Annotated in this window: 15 protein-coding genes and 1 tRNA gene; 8 read left to right on the forward strand and 8 right to left on the reverse strand. The window is 65.5% G+C overall.

The genetic code is table 11. The features are described 5' to 3' along the window. Window positions 1-8: 8 nt before the first annotated feature. Window positions 9-1319 carry an RraA family protein gene (locus tag AC1RPL_RS07630; protein WP_493068647.1) on the forward strand — a complete coding sequence of 437 codons (1311 nt, stop codon included), beginning with the start codon at window positions 9-11 and terminating at the stop codon, window positions 1317-1319. Between the two features lie 11 nt (window positions 1320-1330). Then, a complete protein-coding gene (kdsA, locus tag AC1RPL_RS07635) occupies window positions 1331-2149 on the forward strand; it encodes a 3-deoxy-8-phosphooctulonate synthase (protein ID WP_493068648.1) in 819 nt (272 codons plus the stop codon). Between the two features lie 12 nt (window positions 2150-2161). Here the strand turns inward: kdsA and AC1RPL_RS07640 are convergent, their stop codons facing one another. After that, entirely contained in the window at window positions 2162-2983 is an 822-nt protein-coding gene (locus AC1RPL_RS07640; RefSeq protein ID WP_493068649.1) for an inositol monophosphatase family protein, read from the reverse strand. 428 nt (window positions 2984-3411) lie between these two features. Here AC1RPL_RS07640 and AC1RPL_RS07645 point away from each other — a divergent pair, with 428 nt between their 5' ends. The 5 genes from AC1RPL_RS07645 to AC1RPL_RS07665 all read left to right on the forward strand — a co-directional run bounded on the left by AC1RPL_RS07645 (window position 3412) and on the right by AC1RPL_RS07665 (window position 9580). Further along, window positions 3412-3666 (forward strand): hypothetical protein, encoded by a 255-nt coding sequence (locus AC1RPL_RS07645; RefSeq protein ID WP_493068650.1) that lies wholly within the window; start codon window positions 3412-3414, stop codon window positions 3664-3666. A gap of 117 nt (window positions 3667-3783) precedes the next feature. Continuing rightward, window positions 3784-4287 carry an RNA polymerase sigma factor gene (locus AC1RPL_RS07650; RefSeq protein WP_493068651.1) on the forward strand — a complete coding sequence of 168 codons (504 nt, stop codon included), beginning with the start codon at window positions 3784-3786 and terminating at the stop codon, window positions 4285-4287. After that, window positions 4284-5312 carry a FecR family protein gene (locus AC1RPL_RS07655; protein ID WP_493068652.1) on the forward strand — a complete coding sequence of 343 codons (1029 nt, stop codon included), beginning with the start codon at window positions 4284-4286 and terminating at the stop codon, window positions 5310-5312. Before AC1RPL_RS07650 ends, AC1RPL_RS07655 begins: the two co-directional genes overlap by 4 nt. 93 nt (window positions 5313-5405) lie before the next feature. Continuing rightward, entirely contained in the window at window positions 5406-7988 is a 2583-nt protein-coding gene (locus AC1RPL_RS07660) for a TonB-dependent receptor domain-containing protein (RefSeq protein ID WP_493068653.1), read from the forward strand. Between the two features lie 5 nt (window positions 7989-7993). Further along, complete coding sequence (locus AC1RPL_RS07665; protein ID WP_493068654.1) at window positions 7994-9580, forward strand: M20/M25/M40 family metallo-hydrolase; 1587 nt, start codon at window positions 7994-7996, stop codon at window positions 9578-9580. A gap of 623 nt (window positions 9581-10203) precedes the next feature. Here the strand turns inward: AC1RPL_RS07665 and AC1RPL_RS07670 are convergent. The 6 genes from AC1RPL_RS07670 to AC1RPL_RS07695 form a co-directional block, all read right to left on the reverse strand. After that, window positions 10204-10815, reverse strand: a complete 612-nt coding sequence (locus AC1RPL_RS07670; protein WP_493068655.1) for an outer membrane protein — start codon at window positions 10813-10815, stop codon at window positions 10204-10206. 473 nt (window positions 10816-11288) lie between these two features. Next, on the reverse strand, window positions 11289-11618 hold the full coding sequence (locus AC1RPL_RS07675; protein WP_493068656.1) for a hypothetical protein: 330 nt from the start codon (window positions 11616-11618) through the stop codon (window positions 11289-11291). Between the two features lie 399 nt (window positions 11619-12017). Further along, window positions 12018-12518 (reverse strand): PAS domain-containing protein, encoded by a 501-nt coding sequence (locus tag AC1RPL_RS07680; RefSeq protein WP_493068657.1) that lies wholly within the window; start codon window positions 12516-12518, stop codon window positions 12018-12020. Between the two features lie 77 nt (window positions 12519-12595). Then, window positions 12596-12895 carry a hypothetical protein gene (locus AC1RPL_RS07685; RefSeq protein WP_493068658.1) on the reverse strand — a complete coding sequence of 100 codons (300 nt, stop codon included), beginning with the start codon at window positions 12893-12895 and terminating at the stop codon, window positions 12596-12598. Between the two features lie 447 nt (window positions 12896-13342). After that, complete coding sequence (locus AC1RPL_RS07690; RefSeq protein ID WP_493068659.1) at window positions 13343-20095, reverse strand: Ig-like domain-containing protein; 6753 nt, start codon at window positions 20093-20095, stop codon at window positions 13343-13345. Window positions 20096-20893: 798 nt separating this feature from the next. Further along, a tRNA-Cys gene (locus AC1RPL_RS07695) sits at window positions 20894-20967 on the reverse strand. 323 nt (window positions 20968-21290) lie between these two features. On the opposite strand from AC1RPL_RS07695, the gene AC1RPL_RS07700 reads away from it, so the two are divergent. Further along, on the forward strand, window positions 21291-21557 hold the full coding sequence (locus tag AC1RPL_RS07700) for a hypothetical protein (protein WP_493069100.1): 267 nt from the start codon (window positions 21291-21293) through the stop codon (window positions 21555-21557). Window positions 21558-22096: 539 nt separating this feature from the next. Here the strand turns inward: AC1RPL_RS07700 and AC1RPL_RS07705 are convergent. Beyond that, window positions 22097-24952, reverse strand: coding sequence for a M16 family metallopeptidase (locus AC1RPL_RS07705; RefSeq protein ID WP_493068660.1), 2856 nt, complete (start codon window positions 24950-24952; stop codon window positions 22097-22099). Window positions 24953-24977: the final 25 nt, after the last annotated feature.

Here is a 24977-nt window from a genome sequence, read left to right on the forward strand (position 1 = left end):
GTTTGACCATGAAGATTGTCGCATTCATCCCCGCCAAGGGCAGCAGCGAGCGAGTTCGGGACAAGAACATTGCGGTGCTCGACGGCGAATATCTGTTCAAGCGCAAGCTCCGCCAGGCGCTCGATTGCGCTGCGATCACCGAAGTGTGCCTCGACACCGAGTCCGACGCGCTCGCCGAGCTGGCCAGCGACCTGCCGGTCTCGCGCCTGCGGCGTCCCGTGGCGCTGGCGAGCAACGCCACCGACGGGCACGAGATGTTCGCCTGGGAGTGCAGCCAGCGCCCCGATGCCGATCTGTGGATCCAGATCCTGTGCACCGCGCCGTTCGTCTCGTCCGAAACGATCAGCCGGGCGATCGACACGCTGCTCGCCGATCCGGAGGCGGACAGCCTCGTCGCCGTGAGCAGCGCCAAGCAATATTGCTGGAACGGCGAGACCCCCGCTTATGGCACCGGCCGCATCCCCAACAGCGTCGATCTGCCGAATACCGTGATCGAGGCGATGAGCCTCTATATCGTCCGCCGCTCGCCCTCCGGAGAAGTGCCGGCACGGCGCTATGGCGTGCGGCCGATCCTGTTCGATCTCGATCCGATGGAGCAGATCGACATCAATCGGGGCTCCGACCTGCAGATCGCCGAGACCGTGGCCGCAGGGCAGCGCGCGGTGGAGGTCACGCGGTTCCGCGCGATGATCTCGCATCTCTCGTCCACCGTCCTTGCCGATATCTGCAAGGACAAGGGCATCGCGGCGGTCCTGCCGCCGAGCCTGCGCCCCACCAGCGGCGGCAAGCTGTTCGGCCGGGCCAAGACGCTCGAGCTGGGCGCGATCCGCCCCGACGAAGGTCCCGATGCCTGGAAGGGCATCTATGGCGCGCTCGAATCCTATCGTTTCATCCGGCCCGGCGACGTGATCATGGTCGCCACCGACGTGCCCGACCGCGCCTATTTCGGCGACCTCAACGCCAATCTCGCGATCCGTTCGGGCGCTGTGGGCGCGGTGATCGACGGAACGACGCGCGACACCGCCGATGTCCGCGCGCTCGGCTTCCCGGTCTATGCGCGGGTCCGCCATTGCAACGACATCAAGCTGGATGGCACGTTGCGCGCGATGAACCGGCCGGTCATCATGGGTGGCGTGCAGGTTCGCAACGACGACGTCGTGTTCGCGGATGAGGACGGCGTCATCGTCGTCCCCCGCGAGCGCTGGGCCGAAGTCGAAGCGGCGGCCTGGGATGTCATGAGCAACGAGGCGCGGATCCGCATGCACGCGGCGCGCGGGCGCGATGTCGGCGAGATCCTCGCCGAATGCGGCGCATTCTGAGGATTTGAACCATGAAGACCGTCACCCTCGGCGCGCTTGAGATCGCCAATGACAAGCCCTTCGTCCTGATCGCCGGCCCCTGCGCGATGGAGAGCCGCGAACACGCCCTCGACACGGCATCGGCACTTGCGGAGATGTGCGGCGCGCTCGGGATCGGGCTGATCTACAAGAGCTCGTTCGACAAGGCGAACCGCACTTCGATCAATTCGGCGCGCGGCATCGGAATGGGCAAGGCGCTCGAGGTCTTCGCGGAAGTGCGGGAGCGCTTCGGCTGTCCGGTGATCACCGACGTGCACGACGCCGCGCAGTGCGCGCCGGTTGCCGAGGTTGTCGATGTCCTGCAGATCCCCGCCTTCCTGTGCCGCCAGACCGACCTGCTGGTTGCGGCCGCGGAGACGGGCCGCGCGATCAACGTCAAGAAGGGCCAGTTCCTCGCGCCATGGGACATGAAGAATGTCGCCGCCAAGATCGCTGCGAGCGGCAATGATCGCGTGATGCTGTGCGAGCGGGGCGCGAGCTTCGGCTACAACACGCTGGTGAGCGACATGCGCGCGCTGCCGATCATGGCGCAGACCGGGTGCCCGGTGGTGTTCGACGCCACCCATTCCGTGCAGCAGCCGGGCGGACAGGGCGAGACCTCGGGCGGGCAACGCGAGTTCGTACCCGTGCTGGCGCGTGCCGCGATCGCGGTCGGCGTCGCGGCGGTGTTCATCGAGACGCATGAGAATCCGGATGTCGCGCCGAGCGACGGGCCCAACATGGTTCCGCTCCACGAAATGCCGGCGCTTCTCGCTCGGCTGCAGGCGTTTGACCGGCTCGCCAAGGCCTGACGCGCAGGAGAGTCAGCGCATCAGCGCCGACTGCACGTCCGACCAGATTTCCGGACTCTGGGCCAGCAGCATGGTGCTGCCGCGCGCGTCCGCCGGCCGATAGGCGGCACCGTCCAAACGGGCGGCCTTGCCGCCAGCCTCGGTGAGGAAGAGCACGCCCGGCGCATGGTCCCACACCAATGTCCGCCAGTAGAGGGCGAAGTGCCGCATCCCAGACGCTATGATGGGATATTCGTCGCCGGCGCAACGCCGTGTCGGCACGATTTCGCCGGCAACCCTGGACAGCGCCGCGACGCGTGGCTCCATGTTCGCCGGCTGCGAGAAGCCGCTGACGATGCCGGAGAGCTGCGACACCCCCGGAGAGCCGGGACTGCTGGCGATCCGCACGCCGTTCAGCCAGGCACCGGCGCCCAGCTCGGCAGCGGCGAGTCTGTCATGGACCGGGTCGAAGATGCACGAGGCAACGATCTCGCCTTCGTCGAGCAGGGCGGCCATCAGGGCAAAGGGCTCGCGTCCCGCGGCGAAGTTGCCGGTCCCGTCGATCGGATCGACGATCCAGACCGCGCCCTCGTCGAGACGTTGCAGCAGGGAGGGATCTTGCGCACAGGCCTCTTCGCCCACGAAGCGGGCGTCGGGACGGATCGCGGCGAGGCCATGCGCGATGATCGCTTCGGCCTGGCGATCGGCAGTCGTCACCAACTCTCCAGGCGACTTCTCCTCCACGTCGCCGGCGGCAAGCGCCCGGTAGCGCGGCATCACCGCAGTCGCCGATGCCTCGCGCAGCACCGCGGCGATCGCGTCGGTAAAGGAGGCGTTTCGTACGGTCACATGCATTCGATAGCACAAGATATGGCCTTCGCGCGAGATCAAGTGTGGCTCGGCCAGGAGTCGAGTTCATTCTCCAGCCGGCTCAGGCATGCGGTTCGAGACATTCAACCGAGTGGTTGTAGATTCTCTTGAATCTCTTGGTAGTCCACGCGGGCGCGGGTGAGGATTCAACCGAAGCGTTGACCAAATGCGAGTCCACCGAGTCAAAGAGCAGTGCAGGGCATCCCTGCACGACAGGCAAAGCAGGCGAAATCCTACATTGCAAGGCATGCGCGCGGCATTCGGCATGGCGTCCTCGAAGGTCCAGCGCGCCGGAATTCCAAATCCCTGAATCCCTTGGTAATCCAGCAGGTACGATCGGGAAATTCAATCGACTAACTTCATAGCAAGCAGGAGCTCTCACGCCCCATGACGCACAAAGTTCGAGGACAATGATGGAAAGCACCGAATTTCGAGCCGGTCGGGCCGAGGGCGTTCGAGATGCATTGTCGGTGATCGAGGCTCTTCTGGCTGGGGAAGAGCTGAAGCTCGATCTGCCCGCCTCCTATGTGACCCGAATTGCCCGGCGCACGCGCTGGCAGGCCTACCGCAACGCCGCGTCGAGGCTACGAACCATGCTAAACAGGATCGATCGCAGCACGCCCGCGGCGGCGGCGATCGAGGCCAGGCTCAAGAAGATCGGCCTCTGACTTCGCTGCGGCGCAAACCGGCGACGATGCGACCTGCAGCCTGCCCGCGAACGCAAGCTGTCCCTCATTCGCTCTCGAACGTCTAACCTTCGACCAGCGGACCAGATAGGGTATCTTGTGGAACCGGCGAACGCTTCGGAGGCGGAAGAACTCAATCGGCGCTGGCGACCGGCGCTGACGGCGTTCTTCCTGCGGCGGGTGCGCAATCCGAGCGAAGCCGAGGACCTGGTGCAGGAAGTCTTCGTGCGGATGCTGCGGCGGGGGGAGAATGCCGCGCCGGACGTCTATATCTTCCAGATCGCCCAGAACCTGCTGGTCGACCGCTTCCGCAAGAATCGGGTTCGGGATCGCTACAGGGAAGGCCTCAGCGCCGAGTCCGGCCGAGACTATGACGGGTTCGATCCGCATCGCCTTGCCGAAGGGCGCGAGCAGCTCACGCTGCTTGGCCAGGCGATGGGCGACCTGCCCGAGCGCACCCGCGCCATCTTCATCCTCTACCGCGTGGAGAATATGAGCCAGGATGCTATCGCGACTGCGTTCGGCATTTCCGCCAGCGCGGTGAAGCAGCATGTCGCACGGGCGATGGCGCTGCTCGTCCGCAAGATGCGAGACATCCGATGAGCGCCGCTTTCGATGAAATGCCCGATCGCGACGAGCAGGCAGGCTATTGGTGCCTCAGCCTGGCAGAAGGGCCGCTGACCCCAGCCGACCAGGCGGCATTCGATCGATGGCTGGCCGAGGCCGACAATGCCCAGGCATTCGCAGACGCCGCCGACGTCTGGGACGCCATCGACGATGTGTCCAACCGCCCCGAACTCATCCACCTGCGCAGCACTGCGCTGGAGACGTTCCGGCGCGCGAACCGTCGGCGCTGGACCCGGCGAGTCGCGCCGCGATGGGCCTGGAGCGGTGCGGTTGCGGCCTGCCTGGCCGTGGCGGCATTGACGGCAATCCTCCTGCACGTGCCGACGCAGGTCTATCGCACCGGCATCGGCGAGCGGCAGCTGGCGATGCTAGAGGATGGTTCGAAACTGTCGCTCGATGCCGATACCGAGGTCGATGTCCGCATGGAGCGCGGCCGGCGCGAACTGGTGCTGGTTCGCGGCCGCGCGAAATTCGACGTCGCCAAGGACCCGCTGCGGCCGTTCAGCGTGACGGCGGGCGACAAGATCGTCGTTGCGACCGGCACTGCCTTTACCGTCGAGATGCTCGACCGGCGCGTGCACGTGCTGCTGTACGAAGGGCATGTCGCGGTTCTCGACCGGGACAGCCATGCCCCGATCCCGCGCGCCGGATCCCGCCCCGGGAGCAAGGCGGCCGCCGACCAGATCCTGGTGCCCGGCAGGGAGCTTGTGATGCAGCTCGGCGCGGGTGCCGGAACCGTGGAGGCCGCGGACGTGCCGCAGTCGCTGAGCTGGGAGACAGGCCAGCTGATCTTCGATGACGAGCCACTGGCCTCGGCAGTCGCCCGGGTGAACCGCTATTCGAAGGAGACGCTGCGCATCGGCGATGCCGGCGCGGCGGCGGCGCATGTCAGCGGGGTGTTCACCGCCGGGGATACGGACGCCTTTGTCGAGGCCGTCACGACGCTGGCGACGGTGCGGGCGGCGCGCGGCAATGGCGAAATCACCTTCCGTCAAAGGTGACTTGTCACAATTTTGTCGCGCATCGCTGTCCCTGGCCGCGGGTCGGACGTCTCACTCTCCAGCGGCGGGGTTGCCGCTCTCGGGGGGTATCGCATGCGGAAGGCAATTGGTTCGAAGTTGAAGCGCAACACGGCCCTGGCGGCGCTCGCGCTGTTCGCGCACGGCGTCCCGGCCTACGCCCAGGCCGTCACGGTCACGTTCGACATTCCCGCGCAGGATCTGGGCGCGGCGCTCAAGGCATTTGCGCGCGCATCGCACCAGCAGCTGAGCTTCGACGCCGGGTCGGTACGCGGCAAGCGCTCGCCCGCGCTGCGGGGTGCGTTCACCCCTGCCGAGGCGCTTGCGAAACTGCTCGCCGGCTCGGGACTGGTGGCGCAGAGCGGCCGCTCGGGCGTGATCCTCATCCGCCCCACGGCGTTCTCTGCCTCGGACGACGTTCCCCATGTCACAGAAGTGGCCGCGGCAGAGCCCGCCATCGTCGTCACCGGCACGCATATCCGCAATGCCGCCATCGCCTCCCCGGTGCTGCGCATCGACAACCAGCAAATGCGCGAGGCCGGACAGCGCGACCTGGGCGAAGTGATCCGGGACATCCCCAGCAACTATAGCGGCGGCCAGAACCCGGGCGCGCGGTTCCAGGCCGGGACGACGGCCAACACCAATTCGTCGGGATCGTCGGCGCTCAACCTGCGCGGCCTTGGCCCGGATGCGACCCTGACGCTGCTCAACGGCCGGCGGCTCCCCTATGACGGCACCGCCCAGGCCATCGACGTCTCCGCGATCCCGATCGACGCGGTGCGCGAGATCCAGGTCGTGCCCGACGGCGCATCGGCGCTGTACGGATCGGACGCCGTCGCCGGCGTCGCCAATGTCATCCTGCGCAGCGACTATGACGGCCTCGCCGCCTCGGCGCGGATCGGCACGGCGACGGATGGAGGCGGCTTCCTCAACCAGTATGAGGCGGTCGGCGGAAAGCGCTGGGGCACCGGCGGCATGCTCGTCGCGCTGCAATTCGATCACCAGAATGCCGTGCGCTCCGACCAGCGCGACTATACGCGCTATGTCGTCAGCCCGAACACGCTGCTCGACGCGCACAAGCATTTCAGCGCCCTGGCGACCGCGCACCAGGACGTCACCGACAGCCTGACGTTCAGCATCGACGCGCTCTACAGCTGGCGGCACAGCGACGGCGCCGAATATTCGGACCCCGGCTTCGCGGCGACCACGCGCTACACCAACGAGAATTACAGCGTCTCGCCAACGCTGACATGGCGCCTCGCCGGAGACTGGACCGCGACGCTCAACGGCTCGTTCGGCCGCAACGACACGCATCGCTTCGACGACTATATAGATACGGCGACCGGCGACAATTACGGCGGCGAGATCTTCTACCGGAACTATGCCTATGGCGGAGAGCTCGACCTGGAGGGCCGCCTGTTCAGCCTGCCCGGCGGCGATGTCCGGCTGGCGACGGGCGGCGGCTATCGGTTCAGCCACCTCCACGCCTTTTCGCCCACCCGCAATTACGGCAATGGCGGCATCGGCAATTATTACGGCTTCGGCGAGCTGTCCGTGCCGCTGGTCTCGGACGCCAACGCGATGCCGCTGCTCCGCCAGCTCAGCATCTCGGCGGCGCTGCGCCACGAGGAATATGACCGGTTTGGCGGCGTCACCACGCCCAAGCTGGGCCTGGTCTATGCGCCTGCACCCGATCTCGACCTGAAGCTTTCCTGGGGCCGCTCGTTCAAGGCGCCCACCCTCAGCAACCAATACACCCCCTACTCCGCCAATCTGCAGCAAGCGGCGGCCTTTGGCGGCGGCGCCTATCCCGCCGGCTCGACGGTGCTGATCACCGGCGGCGGCAATCCCGACCTGGGGCCGGAGCGCGCGCGCACCTGGTCGGCCACGCTCGACCTCCATCCGCGCGCAGTGGCGGGCTTGAACCTGTCGGCGACGTATTTCGACGTCGACTATACAGACCGCGTCACCCAGCCGGTCAGCAACGGCGCGCTCGGCGCGCTGACCAATCCCGCGGTGCAGGAATTCATCGATTACGCGCCGAGCGCGGCGCAACTGGCCGCGTTGATCGCACGGACGCCCACCGGACTCCGCAATTCCTCGGGCGCGCCCTACGATCCCGCAAAGGTCGTCGCGGTCATCAACAACAACCTGGTCAACGCCTCCCGCCAGCGCATCCACGGCGTCGACCTGGGCGGCACCTACCGGATCCCGATCGCGAGCGGCGACACCATCGTGTCGGGCCAGGGCAGCTGGTTGACGAGCAGCCAGCGCAACACCGCGAGCTTGCCGTCGTTCCAGCTCGCCGGCGCCAACTTCAACCCGCCCCATTTCCGCGCGCGCGGCGGCGCGACCGGTCATTTCGGCAGCGTCACGACGGCCTTCTTCGCCAATTATATCGGCCCGGTCCTCGACGCGAATGCGAGCCCCCCGGCGAAGGGCGACGACTTGGTCACGCTCGACCTGACGCTGATGTGGAAGGCACCTGCGACAACAGGCCCGCTGAAAGGATTCGAGCTGGGCGTGTTCGTGCAGAACCTCGCCAATGCGAAGCCGCCTTATCTCGCGCCATTCAGCAACACGACGGTCAACTATGATTCGACCAACTATTCGCCGCTGGGCCGCTTCGTCAGCCTCTCGCTGCGCAAGGCTTGGTGAGAGGCATGGCGAAGCGCGGGCTTTCGCGCCGCACGGCATTGGGCGCGTGCGGCGCGCTGCTCGCCGCCACGCCGCTGGGCGTCGGCGCCCAGTCCGTCGACCTGACCGCAACCGACCGGATCGTCGATGAAGGCGGACGGCACAGCGAAGTGATGGGCATCGCCGGATACCTGACCGACGAGATCGGCCAGCGGCTGACCAACTCGCCCGGCCACCGCAAGGCGATCGCCTGGACGCAGGACAAGTTCCGCGGCTGGGGCCTCACCAGCGTGCGCACCGAAGGCTTCCCGTTCGGCCATGGCTGGTGGATGGAGCATCTCAGCGTGCGGATGATCGCGCCGCGACCGCTGCAACTCACCGCCGGCCCGATCAGCTGGAGTCCCGGCACCAACGGCCCGATCACCGCGCCGATCGTCTTCGCGCCAATGACCAGCGAGGCCGATTTCGCACAATGGAAGGGCAGACTGTCGGGCAGGATCGTCCTGATCTCCTCGCCCGACGCCGCCAAGCCGGTCATGGCCTATAGCCGGCAATCGGTCGACGACCTGGCCAAGATGGACGTCCATGCCCTTCCCCGGCCATCATCGGACGGATCGGCCAGCTGGAAGCGGAACTTCGCATTCCCGCGCGCGCTGCAGGCCTTTCTGAAAGCCGAAGGGGCGCTAGCCCTGGTGCGGATCCCGCGCGCGGACGGGAAGCTGATCCAGGGCGATGGCGCCCGGTTCGCCCCCGGCGACGAAATGCCCCTGCCGGGCGTGGAAATCGCCGCCGAGGATTATCGTCGCCTCGTCCGCCTCGCCGAACGCGGGTCCGCCCCCACGCTCCAGCTCGACCTGGCGGTCCAGTTCGACGAGAGCGATCATCAGGCCTATAACGTGCTGGCCGACATCGCCGGCACCGATCCCAAGGCGGCCTATGTCATGGCCGGCGCGCATCTGGACAGCGTCACGCCCGGCGACGGTGCCGCGGACAATGCCGCGGGCGTCGCGATGGTGATGGAGGCGGCGCGGATCCTGTCGACGATGCCGCGGCCGCGGCGCACCATCCGCTTTGCCTTGTGGGGTGGCGAGGAACAGGGCGAATTCGGCAGCATCAACTATGTCGAGCGGCATTTCGCCACGCGCGGCGACCCCGGCGATCCGCAACTGACCGGCGAGGCCAAATATCTGCGCTGGTGGCATCGCTGGCCGATCGTGCCCCTGCCGAGCTGGCGCGAGATGTCGGTCTATTTCAACCTCGACAACGGCGCCGGGAAGATCCGCGGGATCTTCGCGGACAACAATCTGACGGCGATCCCGATCTTTCGCGAATGGTTCAAGCCGTTCGAATCCATGGGCGCATCGACCGTCGCGATCCTTGGCCAGGGCGGATCCGACAATGACGCGATGCAGGACGTCGGCGTGCCGGGATATCAGTTCATCCAGGACTGGGACGATTATGGCCGCATGCACCACACGTCGCTCGACACCTATGACCATCTCGAGCCCGACGACATGCGCCAGGCTTCGATCATCCTGGCGAGCTTCCTGTGGAACGCGGCGAACATGAAGCAGGACTTTCCGCGCCGGCCTCTGCCCACAAGGTCCAGATGATTTTTGACGAAACCACTGATGTCCAACCGGATCGGCGATCGCCCAACCGAACAGATTTCCAAGCTCTTGATCGCCAGCCCCGAAAGCCCCCCACTCGCACGCGAACGACTGCGGACCTGTCGGCCCGCATATAGCGATATTTTTTTATTTCTCTGAAGCTTACCCATTCGCTGGAATATCAGCGAATGGGGTAATGGTGCCAGAAGAGAACCGTAAAAATATCGATATCAATTTGAGAATGTTTCTCTAATTAAAATTGAAATCAATTTTTATACCCGCAAATATTCCCTTCCATGCGGGCGAACCTTTGGTTCGAGTTCTGGCTTATTGCCTTCACCAAATCTATCCGACCCGCTTTTTATACGCTCCTTATGGCGATCTGTCCATATAAGTTTAAATGTATCCACCAACTCAACTGTCTGCCCGTCAGGAATTGAGGCCGGTGAGAAGCAGACAAATGGCACTCCGATCTGGCACGATTTACTCGGTCTTCTGCTTGCATGATATGCCTTCCCTGCAATGGATAAGCTCCCAAGGTAGCCCGCCAAGTACGCAGCAAACCGCAGGCGCAAAAAATGGCGGCGCGACACTAGGGTCGCGCCGCCAGTCCTGAGTAGCGTGCTTTAGAAGTGCGCGATCACGCCCGCCATCGGGCGGATGCTCTTGGCGCTGTTGAAGGTGTTGATCTCCATGCGCAGGCGCACGCCGCTATTGCCGGTGATGCCGCCGAGGCCGATGTCCTTCGGGCCGACCTCGACGCCGGCGCCATAGGTCATCGCGTGATAGTCGCGGCTGTTGTCGCCGAGCGCGGCGAAATTGACCCACTGATAGCCGACCTTGCCATAGATCATGCCGCTCTCACCGGCGCGCAGGCCGAAGCGGCCGGCGGCGCCATATTCCCAGTCGATATCGCCCTTGAAGCCCTTCACGACATTGCCTTCGGCGCCGACGAACACCGGGCCGAGCGGCACGTTGAAGCCGGCGACGGCCGAGACGAGCCCGCCGTCAAAGGCGCGGCCGTTGTTCGAGGGCGGGATGCCGGCATTGGGCTGCTCGTCGAAGCGCTCATAGCCGCCGAGGATGCCGACATAGGGCTCGAAGCCGAACGCCTTGGTGCCGTCGGGCGCGGTTTCGGTGACGGTGGTGGTCGTCGCAGTCTCGCTATCTTGAGCCTGAGCAGTGGGGACGATGAACGGCAGCGCGGCGAAGACCGCGGCGGCGAGAATGTTACGCATGTGTGATTGACCTCGTAATGAACCTTCCTCGCTTTCCGCGCTGCCAGATTTGGGTAGCATCGAAAGCGAAGCGAAGGAGAGAATGCATGGAGACTCAGAGAGTTGCGCTCTGCCTCCCCTTTCGAATTCTTGTTGCATCGCGGCAACACCTTCCGGACGCCTGGAACACCCGCGACAGCTAGCCCTGTACCGGATGTCACCCCGAGCATCGACATGGAAAGGCCGTCATGTCCCTGTGCACCGAGCAAGACGACTAGCGCTCGACGGGCTTGCCCGCGTGCACCAAACAGGCCACCCAGGCCGTCTGCCGCAGGCTTCTGGACTCCTGCAAGCGCGGAAGTATCGGCGGGCCAGCACAGTATCGCCATTGTCGATCACGGTGAATGAGCAGGAAACCGATAGGGGCGCGACGCAGGCAGCACTATGTATCCGTTGCCTCAGTCCTACCTTGGAAGTGCCGGTTCGCAGCCGCCCTAGGTAGCAGCAGTCAAGCCTTCCGGCGATCGCATCCCCTCCTGGACAGTTTCGACACGTCGCAGGATCAGTTGAGGCGGATAGTGCTCGGCCGGCACGCCGTCCAAGGACGAGAGCGCGACGCCTAGACGGCGATCCGATCCCCGGGAAACCAGAGATAACCCCCGCAGGCCTTCCGGTTCCCAATGACGCTCGATCGTTCCGCGAAGCCCGCGCATGGTCGCCCCTTCGAGCAGACTGCCGAAACCCATCGCACCGGGTTCCTGAGGGACGGGTGGTCCGTCACGCTCTTTCCACTCGACGAGGAACAGCCCTTTCTCGCGGCGCATCGCAACGCGGATGCTGCCTTACGCCGTCGATAATGCACCATATTTAGCCGCGTTTATGGCGATCTCGTGAAACAGAAGCGCGACCGAAGTCAGCACTATCCCTGATAGCAGCAAATCCTCGCCGGAAATCAAGGCACGCGTGCCACTATGCCTGATGGCGCAAGAATCGTGTCGATCAGCGTCGCCAAGGTCATTGATTTTTCGACCGCATCATCCTCTCGCAGGTCGGGCAGAGTAAGATCAGCGCCAACGCTTCCAGCTTCGAGAGGATACCTGTTGCAACCCTCCGACATCGCCGGCATCGCGCGCGCTCAGTGCAATGTGACGTCCTACCAAGCTGAAGATATTCTTGATCCGGTGGTTCATCTCGCGCAGCAGGATAGACTGCCCTATACGAGACTACTTCAACTCGGTAATGTTGCGCGCGATCTTGGATGCGCCGATGCTATCACCGGCAGCGTTGCGCACCGGCGATACCGTCAAGGATACATCGAACAGACTTCCGTCCTGGTGGCGGCGCACCGTTTCGAAGTGATCGACCCGCTCGCCCGCGCGCGACCGCGAGAGGATGTGATCCTCCTCGCCTAGCCGATCCTCGAGAATGAGGATGGTAACGGGCTTTCCCACCGCTTCTTCTGCCGTATAGCCAAATAATCGGGTGGCGCCCGCATTCCAGGTCGCGATCGTGCCTTCTAGCGCCTTGCTCAGGATAGCATTGTCAGAATCCTGCACGATTGCGGCAAGCCACGCACCCGCCTCAACGACGAACTCCCCAGCGTGACGCGGTCTAGCTCTGCAGCGGTCCAACCAGCGGAGGACGAAGAAATATCTGTCACTGGAGGCTCTCGCTGGCTCGTCGCACGGCACGCGCCTACGATCCGACGCTGTATCGACCGACACACAGCGCGAGCGCTATATAATATATCGGCCGCAAAGCGCCGGAGGCTGGCCGAGGTCGGAATAGTGAAAGCCGCACGTTAGCGCTCGGCCACCCACCAATAGGATAGTGCGCTTGAGCACCCGCTGATTAGAAACGGGATCGCTTCCAGCATGTTGAAAACGCTCTGCGAGCGCTGAGTATCGGCCCATGCGATAGCCATGCCAGCCAGTAACCCCGCAGCGGCAAAGAAGATGGGAGAGTTGGTGCCGAGCGAGCGCGCAGCAGCTATCACGATACTTCCGACTATCAAAGTGGGCAAAGCTGCCAGCAGGCCGCCGAACAGGAGTGCTATCACGAGAAACGTCAGAGTTCCTCCGATAAAATCCCAGAATTCCATCGGGCCTCCTCGCGGACCCAATAGTGTCATGATCATGAGACAGACTGCCGTGACTACGGGTGCGACAAATATTGCCACGACAAGACCTAGCAAAGTACGACTTGCTGGCTGCATCGCTTCAGCCATTAACATATCCTTATAAATCTGGACATTATCAACAAAGGTAAAAAATTTTTTTACTAGTCCGGATGATAAATTAGCCTAATACAAAAGTCGCACGGGCAACAGGAACCGAGTCAAAAACACCAAAAAAAACATATAACCTTGCGCTTTACTGGTACTTTTTGATCAACTACATCGAGACATCTACGTTTAGCGTCTGATTTTTCTATCATTTTACGCCAGCCGGACCGTAACTGCGCCGGGCATCTATTGGGCGTGACAAATGCGGCAACTACATGGAGGTGATGATAGCCGGGTCCAATACTTGTTGGCCAAGATGCACGCTCAAAACGCTTTCGTCACACGGATCTGCAGCGTCCCCGCCTTCTCGCCCTGGCCGGTACGCAGCCCGGTCTCGAAGTCGAACGACCAGCCGCCCTTCAGGATGTCGAAGCGCGTGCCAAGGCTGAGCTGGAGCTGCTCGCGCTTCCAGCCCTGGCCGGTGAGCGCATAGGCCGCGGCACCCGGGATATCGGCATAGTCGAGCCACTGCTGATCGACATCGGAGAACTCATGGTTCCACTCGGCGCGGAAGCGCGGGGTGATCGAACCGAAGCCTACCTTCTGGCGATACTCGATGCGGCCGCCGATCGTGCCGGTGATCGAGCGCACCTGCCGCGCATCGAAGCGCAGATTGTAGCGCCCGGCACCGCTCTCCGAATAGGCGTCGAGATCGGCATCCATATACTCGCCGCGGCCGTAGATCGACCAGGTCAGCGCGCCGCGGCCGATCCGGTCGATCCCCAGCGAGATCGCCGCCACCGTGTAGCTGCCGTCACGGCTGCCACGTGCCGTCGCATCCACCGCCGCGGCGAGACGCCGGGTGCTGAAGTCGAGTTGGCCGCGGCCGATCACGCCGTCGATGAACGTGCCGTCCGCCGGCTCGAGGCTGGCATAGGCAGCATAGAGCGTGCTGGTGCCGCGCACCTGCGCCGCCGTGCCGATCCGGCTGACGTCATTGCCATAGCCGCCACCCAGGCCGACGACGACGCCGTCGGCGAGCTTGATGTCTGCACCGGCGCTGAGACCGGCCGTGGTTGCCGTCACCTTGGTGCGATCGGTGGTCTTGTCGCGCGTGCCGATGTCGATGGCACCGCCCGCCCAGGTCGCGAACGAACCGGTGCGGCGGGTGCCGTCCTCGTTCGTGTCGGCAGCCTTCTTCGCGGCACCCGCGTCCGGCGTGCCGGTGCCGGTCGGCGCGATCATGCGGCCATAGCCGAGCTGACCGGTATCCGAGAGCGGCGTTTGCGGGTTGTTGGCGAGCTGGCCGATCGCCGGATCCTCACCCGACATGCGCATCCGCTCGGTGATCCCCAGGCCCCAATCCTTGTCGGTCGGGCGCTGGCGCATGCCCATCGTGCCGTCGCGCGAGTTGAGCGTCACGCCCATCGCCATGCCGGCCTGGCCACGGCCATTATGCAGCTGCTCGGTACGCCGCATGAAGTTGCCGACCTGGGCCCGGGCGAAGCGACGGGTCGCTTCGGACTGGGCATCGCTGATCGCGCCGACCGTCGGATCGTTACGCGGATCCGGACGGGCCTGGACGGTGAGCGTCACGGTCGATGGAGCCGAGGCGCCGAAGATATTGCTCAGCGTATAGGTGACCACGATCTGCCCGCCGAAGCGGTCGTTCGGCGTCACATCGAGACGATAGGTTCCGGTGCCGGTGGCGACGATCGCCGTGCTGGCCGAATTGGCCGGCGAGACGCTGACCACATTGGCGCCGGTGATCGGGCCGCGGGTCGCCCCGTCGGTCAGCATCACCGAGACCATCTGGCCGTCCCCGGTGGTCGCCACCTTGGCAACGGCGATCGGCGCCTGGCCGACGACGGTGATCGACACCGTGGCAGGCGACGAGGTGCCGCCCGGACCGACCGCGACGAAGGCGAAGCTGTCGGTGCCGGCATAGTTGGCCGCCGGGTTGTAGGTCGCGATGATCGGCGTGGCCGGAGCGGCATCGCCCTTGACCGGCGAGGCCGCCACGCCACCGCCGCTCAGCGTGACCGTGCCGTGCTGCGGCGGCGTCGAGATCTGGATCGTGTCATAGACGCCGGTCACCAGAGCCGACAGGTCGATATTGACGCTGGTGCCCGTAGTGGTGGTGCTGCTCGGGACCGTGCCGGTGCCCGGTGCCGCGCTCGGCGGGGGCGGGTTGGCCACCGTCAGGCTGACGGTCGCGGCGGAGGAAGTGCCGCCCGGGCCGGTCGCCGTGTAGGTGAAGCTGTCCGCACCATAATAGCCCGCCATCGGCTTGTAGGTGACGACGTCGCCGCTCACCGTGACGGTGCCGTGCGCCGGCGCCGTGCCGATGGTCAGCGTGCTGTGCACGCCGGTGACCGAGGGCGCCAGATCGATGGCGGTACCCGCGCTGTTATAGGCGACGGAGACGCCGGACTTGTTGGCCGCGGTCGGCGCCGCCGGCGTCGCCACCGTCAGGCTCACCGTCGCCGGAGCGGACGTCCCGCCCGGGCCGGTCGCGGTGTAGGTGAAGCTGTCCGCGCCATAAAAGGTCGCCGCCGGGGTGTAGGTGACCACCTCGCCCGCGATCGTCACCGTGCCGTGCGCCGGCGCCGTGGCGACCGCGATGCTGCCGCGCACGCCGCTGATCGAGCCCGACAGGTCGATCGCCGTGCCCGCGCTCGCATAGGGCACCGCCACGTCGGACTTGTCCGCGACGGTCGGTGCGGGCGGGATCGCCACCGTCAGGCTCACCGTCGCCGGGGCCGAGGTGCCGCCCGGGCCGGTCGCGGTGTAGGTGAAGCTGTCGGCGCCGTAATAGGTCGCTGCCGGGGTGTAGGTTACCACGTCACCCGACACCGTCGTGGTGCCGTGCGCCGGCGCCGAGCCGATCGCGATGCTCGAATGGACACCGGTGATCGAGCCGCTGAGGTCGATCGCCGTGCCCGTGCTGGCATAGGGCACCGCAGCCGAGGTGCTGCTGCCGCTCGGTGCCGCCGGCGTCTCGACCGTCAGGCTGACGGTCGAGACGTTCGACGTACCGCCCGGTCCGGTCGCGGTGTAGGTGAAGCTGTCCGCGCCGAAATAGCCAGCCGCCGGCGTGTAGGTCACGACGTCGCCCGCGATGCTGGTCGTGCCGTGCGCCGGCGCGTTGCCGATGGCGATGCCGTTGTGCGGTCCGCCGGTGATCGACGGTGCCAGGTCGATCACCGTGCCGGCGCTGCCATAGGGCACGGAGACGCTCGGTTTGTCCGCCGCAACCGGCTTGTCGATGAAGGTATAGGTTGCGCCGCCCGTGCTGGTCTGGCCGTTGACCGTAACGGTCACCGTCACGGCACCCGAACCAGTGGCGGGGGCCGTGACGGTGAGCTGCGTCGCACTCGCCGCCGTGACGATGCCGTTGCCGGCGCCGAAATGGACGACGTTATTGCCCGGCGTCGTGCTGAAGCCGATGCCGGTGACGGTCACCACCTGGCTCACCGGACCCGAGGTCGGCGAGATCCCCGTGACCGAGGGCAGCACCGCAAAGGCATTGCCTGTCGCGCCTGCCGTGGCCGGGTAGCCGCTGGGCGTGAAGCCGCCCAGCGTGAAGCCCGCGCCGGTGCCCGCTGCCTGACCCGTATAGTCGAACGTGACGGTGCATCCGCCCGCAGGCACGCTGAGGCCGCTGAGCTGGACAGTCGCCGCGGTGGGTGCGCCGACGCTGAAGCCCGCACAGCTGCCGCCCGGCGCGCCCGGGACGCGTACGAGCACGGTAGTGTCCGCGGTGAGCAGCGTATTGAAGGCAGGCGAGGCCGAGGCGTTGGCGTTGGTGAAGGTGATCGTCACCGTGCCGCTCGAGCCCGCGGCGAGCGTCGCCGGCGCGAAGTTGAGGCTGGAGCCGATCGCCTGGGCCGCGCCGACCGTGATGGTCTGCTGGACCTGCGCCGCCGCATTCCAGTTGGAGTCGCCCGGCTGGTCGGCATCGATCCGGCACGTGCCGGGCGCCGTGAAGGTCACGGTGTTGCCAGAGAGCGCACAGCCCGTGCTGGTGCCGTCGAGGCTGAAGATCACAGCGAGGCCCGACGACGCCGTCGCGGTCACCGTATAGGCCGGGCCGCCCACCGCCGCGCTGGGAGCGGCCGGGGTGAAGCCGATCGTCTGCTCGCCCTTGGCGATCGTGACGGTGGTGACCGTGCCGATGGCGGTGAAAGCCGCTCCCCGGCTGTCGGTCGCCTTGATCTGATAGCCGAACGTGCTCGCGGTGGTCGGCGTGCCAGACACCAGACCAGTCGCCGGATCGAGGCTGGTACCCGGCACGAGCGCGCCCGCGTTGAGCATATAGGTATAAGGTGCCATGCCGCCCGAGGCTTGGTTCTCCTGGCTGTAGCTGGCGCCGACCTTGGCCCCCGACGCGACGCCCGTGGCTATCGTCAGATTGGCCGGCGTCACCTGGAAGCTCCGCGAGACGCGCGCCGCTGCGCTGTAGGTCGCGTTGCCGGCCTGGTCCGCGTCGATCGTGCAGGTGCCCGTCGCGAGCAGCGTGACTGCCGTGCCAGAGACCGTGCAGACGCCGGTCGTGGTCGTGCTGTAGGTCACCGTCAGGCCCGAGCTCGCGGTAGCCGCGCCCGCAATCGACACCGGCGAATCGGAAAGCGAGGCATCGGACAGCGGTGGAAAGCTAAGCGTCTGACCCGCCTGGACGATAGTGATCGAATAGCTTTGCATGGCAGTGAAGGCACTGCCCGCCACTGCCGCCGAGCTGTCGGTCGCGGTGATGGTGAAGTTGAAGGTGCCCGACGCAGTCGGCGTGCCCGACAAGGTGTCGCCGCTCAGTGTCAGCCCCGGCGGCGGCGTCCCGCCCAGGCTGTAGGTATAGGGGGGCGTACCGCCGCCCGCCGTGAAGGCCTGCGAATAGGCCGTGCCCGCCATACCGCCCGGCAGCGCGCCGCTCGCTGGCGCCAGCGTGACCGGCGCGATATACGTGAAGCTGGTCGAGGCGGTGCCGCCCGGGGTGGTCACCACCACGTTCGCCGAGCCTGCCGTGCCCTGCGGCGTGATGAAGGTCAGGCTGGTGGCATTGCCGCTCGCCGAGACCAAGCTGCCGCCCACCGTCACCGACGCGCCGCTCAGATTGGCGCCGCTCAGCGTCACGCTCGTGCCGCCCGCGGTTGGCCCGCCATGCGGATTGAGCGCGCTGATCGTCGGCGCCGCCGCGACGGTGAAGTGGCGCACCGCACTGGACGACGGATTGCCGAGCGGATCCTTCGCGCGCACCGTCGCGGTGTGCGGGCCCACCGACAGGCCGGTCAGGTTGAACGACCAGGTGGTGCCGCTCACGGTGGCCGCCACGAAAGCGCCGCTGTCGGGCTGAACCTCGACCGCGCTGCCCGCCTCGGTCGTACCCGAAAGCGTCACGCTCGACCCCGTATTCTCGTTCTCGGCCGGCGCGGTCACCACCGGTACCCCCGGCCCGGTCGTGTCGATGTCGAACGAGACCTGGTTCGAATTGCCAGAAGTCACCGTGGACAGCGTCTGGGTCACCTGCACGGTATAATGGCCGTCGCTGCGCGCCGTCGGCGTGAAAGTCCAGACACCACTGCCGTCCGCGGTGATCCCGCTCGTGCTTAAGGGCAGCGGACCGGCGAGCGTCAGATTGATCGTCGCGTTCGGCGCCGCCGTGCCGGTGATCGTCGGCGTATTGTCGTTGGTCGGCGTGGTGATCGCGGTGATCGTCGGCGTCAGCACATAGGTGAAGTTCTGGGTAGCGCTGGTGCCGGCGCCAGAGGCGACGCTGACAGTGACCACACCGCCCGCCCCGGTTGCACCCGCAGAGGCCGCGGTCGGCACGCTCAGGGTGATCGTGCTGTCGTTGACGATCGTGAAGGCGCCCGATCCAATCGTCGCGACGCCGAAATTTACTTGCGTCGCGCTGGTGAAGTCCGAACCGGTGAGCGTCAGCGAGCTGGCGCCGCCGCCACCCGTCGTGCTGCCGACGCCATTGGCGGCAGCGGCCGAGAGCGAGGCGAGCGTAGGCACCGGCGTTGCGCGTGTCACCGCGATCGTGTAATCTCTGGCGGTCGTGCCGTCCTGCGCGGTGACATGCACGGTGATCGTGTTCGAGCCGGCCACCAGGGGAACCGCGCTCGGGCTGCCCGAGGTGACCGCAGTGCCGTTGACCGTCACAGTCGCTCCCGGGCCGGCCACGGTGGGCGTCACGTTGAGCGAGGTCACGTTGCCGGCGACCGATGCGGTGTAGCTGGTCGTACCCGCGGCGAAAGCCGGGTTCAGCGTACCCGGCGAAATCACCAGATTCGAGAGGTTGGCATTGGCCGAGGCCTGAACGGTGAGCGGAGTCGGCGTAGCTGCGAGAGCGCCCGTCTGCGGTAGGCTGGCCGTGGTCGAGGTGCCCGTCGAGGAAGGCGTTCCACTCGCGCCGTAGCTGGCCGGCGTAGTCGAGCGGACCTGCATCGTCACGGTGCAACTCCCGTTGGAAGCCAGGTTCATACCTGACAGGAAGATCATATTGCCGCTTGTCGAGAGCCCGACGATGCAGGTCGATGTCGCCGAACCGGAGACATAGGTCAGACCGCTCGGGGAGGTGGAAATCCCGACCGAGACTCCGGTGAGGCCCACCGGGTTCGGATTGCTGAACACGGCCGTCAGCGTGGTGTTCGCGCCGTTGGCGACCGAAGTCGGGTTGAACGATAGCGTGAGCGCCGGCGGTGCGAGATAGCGATAGCCGGCTGGCTTGGTCTGCGAGAGGCCAGAGCTATTATTAGTGACCACCACATCTACCGCGCCGGCCGCTGCGGAGTTGGGCGGCGTGACAGTGATCGACCCGGTCGCGTTTGCGGTCACCGTGCCGGCGACCCCGCCAAACGTCACACCATTGCTGCTGGCGCTGAAATCAGAACCTGTAATCGTTACCGCAGCCGGACTGGCCATCCGGCCCTCTGCCGGGGAGACCGTCGATATGGTCGGCGTCTGCGCCCAGGCATGAGTCGGAAGCAGGCCAATTGCCAACAAGGTCAGCCAGAAGAGATTTGCGAGGGTTCTGCCGGCTCGGGCGGTCACGCAACGGAGCGCGCGAATGGTCATCCGATGAGACCGGCGCGCCCAAGTGCCAACGATCGGCGGAAACACTCGAGATTTGCCCACTATCGCCCCCCGGCAGTCCGAACCTGGGAAATTCGCGAAATTCCGCTTGTCCCCACTCCTAAATATCTCAATAACTTATAAGAAAGTATTGATCCACCCTCCCAAGCGGCTTTGCGCTATAGGCCGAAACAGGGCACTCGATCCCCGGAATCGCTCAGTATTCGTCTATGCGCCGCAGCACGCCGAGTATCTCGAAGTGCTCACGGACTGGGATCCGATCGGGCAGCGCGTGACCTTCTCGGACACGGTCCATCTTTGCGATGTCCGGTTCACTCGGGACCTTGGCGTCGAACAATCGCGTAGCCTGGGACGGCCCGGGCTCAACCACGCATTCCTGACGCTGATGCACGCTGCGATCACCGTGGGCATCGCCCATGCCGTCTTGAAGACCGGTTGCGCGAATTGCGCGGGCGCCTGCGGCCCCGGCACGGCGCTCATGTCAGCTTGGCGAGCGAGGATAGGTTCGTGCTGGCCGAACTGGGCCGGTGCGCGGCTCGATGCGCTGGAGGCCGGTCTGGCTGTGGCAGCGGCCGCGCTCGTCGCCACGCGTTGGGGCCTTGGACCGACATTGGCGCAACGCTCGCACCCACACGGTCGAAGGCCTCATGGCGGATGATGCTATCGCAGCTCAACGCCAGAGTGGCGGGTTAACGAGCGCTATCAGGCCATGTGTCTGGGCCGCCAACGACCACTTTTGGCGCGCTTAGCTGCCGCAAGTCGAATGCTTTTGATGGCGGCTGGTCGCGCCGACAGGACTCGAACCTGCATGGCCGGGGTTGCAATCCGGTGCGTAGCCGTTCCGCCACGGCGCGTCGAAGGCCGCCATGGGCGACGCAAGGACATCTGTCGCGAGGCGGGTCTGACGAAGCACGTCGGCGTATCGATCACTTCCCTGTGCCTGACCACGACCCATTGGCATGTCCGACGGCATCAAGGCGCTCTTTGTGTCCCGCGGCGCGCTCGGCTGCCATCGCACTTGAGGAAATGAGAGCCCAGCGATTTCTCGGTCGACCGGAAATGAATATCCTGCGGCAACCCGCATCAGAATGATGTCCATGGGAATGGCGAATTACGACCTGCAGCAAATCTGAATCTTGCCAAGAACCTGAAAGGCAAGCTGCTGCTGGCGCACGGGCTGCTCGACGACAACGTGGCCGTGTCATCGAGGCTGCTAGTCGTCGATGCCCTACAGAAGGCGAAGAAGGATTCCGATCTGGTCCTGTTCCGCGCGCGCATCACGGTTATGGCGACGCATCCAGCTACATGGTGCGGCGGCGGTGGGACTATTTCGTCAAGAATCTTATGGGAGCGAAGCCCCCGAAGGAGTTCAGGATCGGGAGGCCCGGCGCCGGCAATTGAAGCTGAGCAAACCGAGGGCATGCGGAGAGTTCGGACGCGGTAAACGCCACGGTCCAAAGAAAGGCGTTACCGGACTTCGAACGGCGAATTATTGGCTTGCGGCTTGGGGGCCAGCTTAACGTGTGTCGCGTTCCTACAGTCAGCTGTTCAAAAGCAGTCAGACTGCAACCGGTGCACCAGCTGCCGCCTTCCCAGGGGAATAATTAGCCAGTTCTTCAACGATGCTCACCGCCGCTTGAAAGTCGACGCGCCCCGTGAACCGTTTCCACGGCGAGATGTAAACGCCGACTTGATGGAAATCGTGAGAGATCGATTCCCCTGCAGCAAGAGGTAGAGGATAGGAAAGCAGACCTCTCGCCTGACCTTGGCAGTATTCGGCAGTTCGCTCGTGCCGTTTATTCCCAGCGCCCGATCGTCGGCGCAAATCATCCGGCAGGCGCACACCGCGGCCACGCCTTGTCAGGGTTCGAGACACAGCCGCGGCGGCAGCTTCGGGGTCGGCCAGACGCCCTGACCGGACCCGGAGGTCCGGCCAGGGGTACCGGCGGGTGCGGGACGGGCACCCCGCCCGCGAAGACCTCGTTACGGCTTCTTCACGACGTTGCCGTCGGGATCGAGCACGGTCACTTCGCCGAGACCCAGCGCGCGGACCGGGCCCTCGATCTTGTCGAGCGGGCCGACGATGATCCAAGTCAGCGCATCGGGATGGATTGCCTGGCTGAACGCCTGCTGCGCCTGGGCCGGCGTCATCGCGCGGATGCGCTCAATCTTCTGCTCGACATAATTCTCGGGATAGGATTTGCGCAGTATCCTCATGACTTCTCCGGCGATCGCGTCGCCGGTATCGAAGCGGCCCGGATAGGAATAGAGATCAAGCTGCGCGCGCTTGACGTCGGCCGGGCTGATCGGCGCGGTGCCGTTCGCCAGCCGGCCGATCTCGCCGCGCATCTCGTTCACCGATTCCGCCGTCTTGTCCGCCTGCACCGAGGCGTTGGCGTACCAGATCGCCTGGCCATCACCGTCCCCCGTTCCCGAGCCCGCGCCATAGGACCAGTGTTTGTCCTCGCGCAGATTGAGGTTGAGCCGCGACATGAAGCCACCGCCGAGCGTGGAATTAGCGACGCCGAACGCATCGCTTTCCATCGTGTTGGCGCTTTCCGGGATGAGCTGCGTCGCGAAGATCTGCGACTGCGGCGCGCCGGGCTGATCGACCAAGACCACGCGGAGCCGGGCAGGCAGCGCCGCCTTGGGCGCATCCGCCTGGGCCGAGGGGCCCGCCGGCTTCCACGGCGCACCGAAGCGCGCCTCGAGCATCGGCTGGATCTGCGCCATCGTCGTGTCGCCAACGATGATGATCCGCGCGCCATCGGGACGGATGCGCGCCTGCTGGAAGGCGATCAGGTCGTCGCGGGTCAGCGCGGCCACACCTTGCTCGGTCAGCATCTCGCCGAGCGGATGATCGGCGCCGTAAAGCAGCGGGTTGATCAGCCGGCCGGCGATCTGCTGGCCATTGACCTTGGCCGCCTTGATGCTGGCAATCGCCTGATCCTTGCGGCGGTCGAACTCCTTGGCATCGAAGCTCGGATGGAACAGCACATCGGCCATCAGATCGAGCGATTCCGGCAGGCGCGCACTGAGCGCACTGAGCGTCACCCCGGTATCGGTGAGGCTGGCGCCCGAGCCGACATTGGCGCCCAGCTCCTGCTCGCGCTCGATCAGCTGGGTCGAGTCATAGCTGGTAGTTCCCGCAGACATCATCCCCGGCGCGAACGAAGCGCGGTTGACCTTGCCGCCCGAAAGCCGGTCGGCAACCGTCCCGCCGGGCATCATCAGCGTGAAAGACACGGTCGGCGCATTGTGCCGCTCGACCAGCACCAGCTCGATGCCGTTCGAAAGCCTGGCGTGCTGAAGCGCCGGGAAATCGAACTTGGGGAAGCTCGTCACCTGCGGCACGCCGCTGCTGCGGTCGACACCCGGTCCGCTCGCCTTGAAGTGCGTGTCCGCCGGCGGCACAGGCACCGGCGCGCGGGTGATCTTCTCCACCGGCTCGGGGCGCGCAGCGGCGGCGACGTCGCTCTTCTGCGTGTCGAGCGTGAAGCTGTGTCTGCTGAGCCACTTCTGCCCGGCGGCGCGCACGCTTTCCGGCGTCGCGGCCAGATAGCCGCGCATCTCGTCCTGCCAGCAATCCGCCTTGCCGGTGGTGATCGCGCATTCGCTCAGCGTCTGCGCGCGATAGGCGAGCTTGGGCAGCGCCTTAGTCATGCGCGTGACGAACACGTTGCGCGCGCGGTCGAGCTCGGCCTTGGTCGGCCCTTCGGCGAGCAGGCGCTTCAGCTCCTCGTCGATCAGCGCCTCGATGCGCGCCTTGTCGACGCCGTCCTTGATAGCGGCATCGATGCCGAGGCGGCCCGCCAGCACGCTGCCCGAATAGAAGGCGCCGGCGCCGGTCGAGACCTTCTCGTCCTTCACCAGCCGCTTGTATAGCCGCGAGGTCGAGCCGCCGCCGAGCACCGTCATGAACAGTGTGAGCGCAGGCGCTTCGGCGCTGGCACCCTCCGGCGCTTCCCACGACCGCGAGAAGCGATTCTGGGTGACGCGGTCGAGATAGGTCTCGCGCACGTCCTGCGTCAGCACCGGGATGTTGGGCTTCGGCATCGGCACCGAGGCACTCGGCTTGATGTCGCCGAAATAGCGTGCGACCTTTTCCTTTGCGGTGGCGAGATCGATGTCCCCGGCAAGCACCAGCACGGCATTGTTCGGGCCGTACCAGCTGCGGTACCAGTTCTTAACGTCCTCGAGGCTGGCGGCGTTTAGATCCGCCATCGAGCCGATCGGCGTATGGCGATAGGGATGCCCCACCGGATAGAGTCCGGCGAGGACCTGGTCGACCGCCATCGCGCCGGGCTGACCACCGCGCTGGCGCTTCTCGTTCTGGACGACGCCGCGCTGCTCATCGAGCGCCTTCTGGTCGATCGCGCCGAGCAGATGCCCCATGCGATCCGATTCCATCCACAGCGCCATGTCGAGCGCCGGCGTGGGCACCGTCTCGAAATAGTTGGTGTAGTCGGTGTTAGTCGATCCGTTGCGATCGGTCGCACCAACCTGCTCGAACGGGCGGAAATACTCGTCCTTGTGATTCTCGCTGCCCTGGAACATTAGATGCTCGTAGAGATGCGCGAAGCCGGTATGGCCCGGCGTCTCGTTGCGGCTGCCGACGCGGAACCACATGTTGACCGAGACAAGCGGTGAGGTGTGATCGGTGTGGACGATCACCTTCAGCCCGTTGGGCAGGGTGAACTCCTCATAGGGGATCGAGATGCCCGCCACCGCCGCGTTCCTCGTGTCCGGCCGGGCGGGCGCCTTCTGGGCGTGACCGACGCCAGTGAGGCAGGTTGAAACTAGGGCGAAACCCAGCAGGCCTTTACCGATACGCTTCATGATAATCCTTCCCGTATGGGCGCGC

The sequence above is a fragment of the Sphingomonas sp. GW821-FHT12D09 genome (assembly GCF_058807215.1).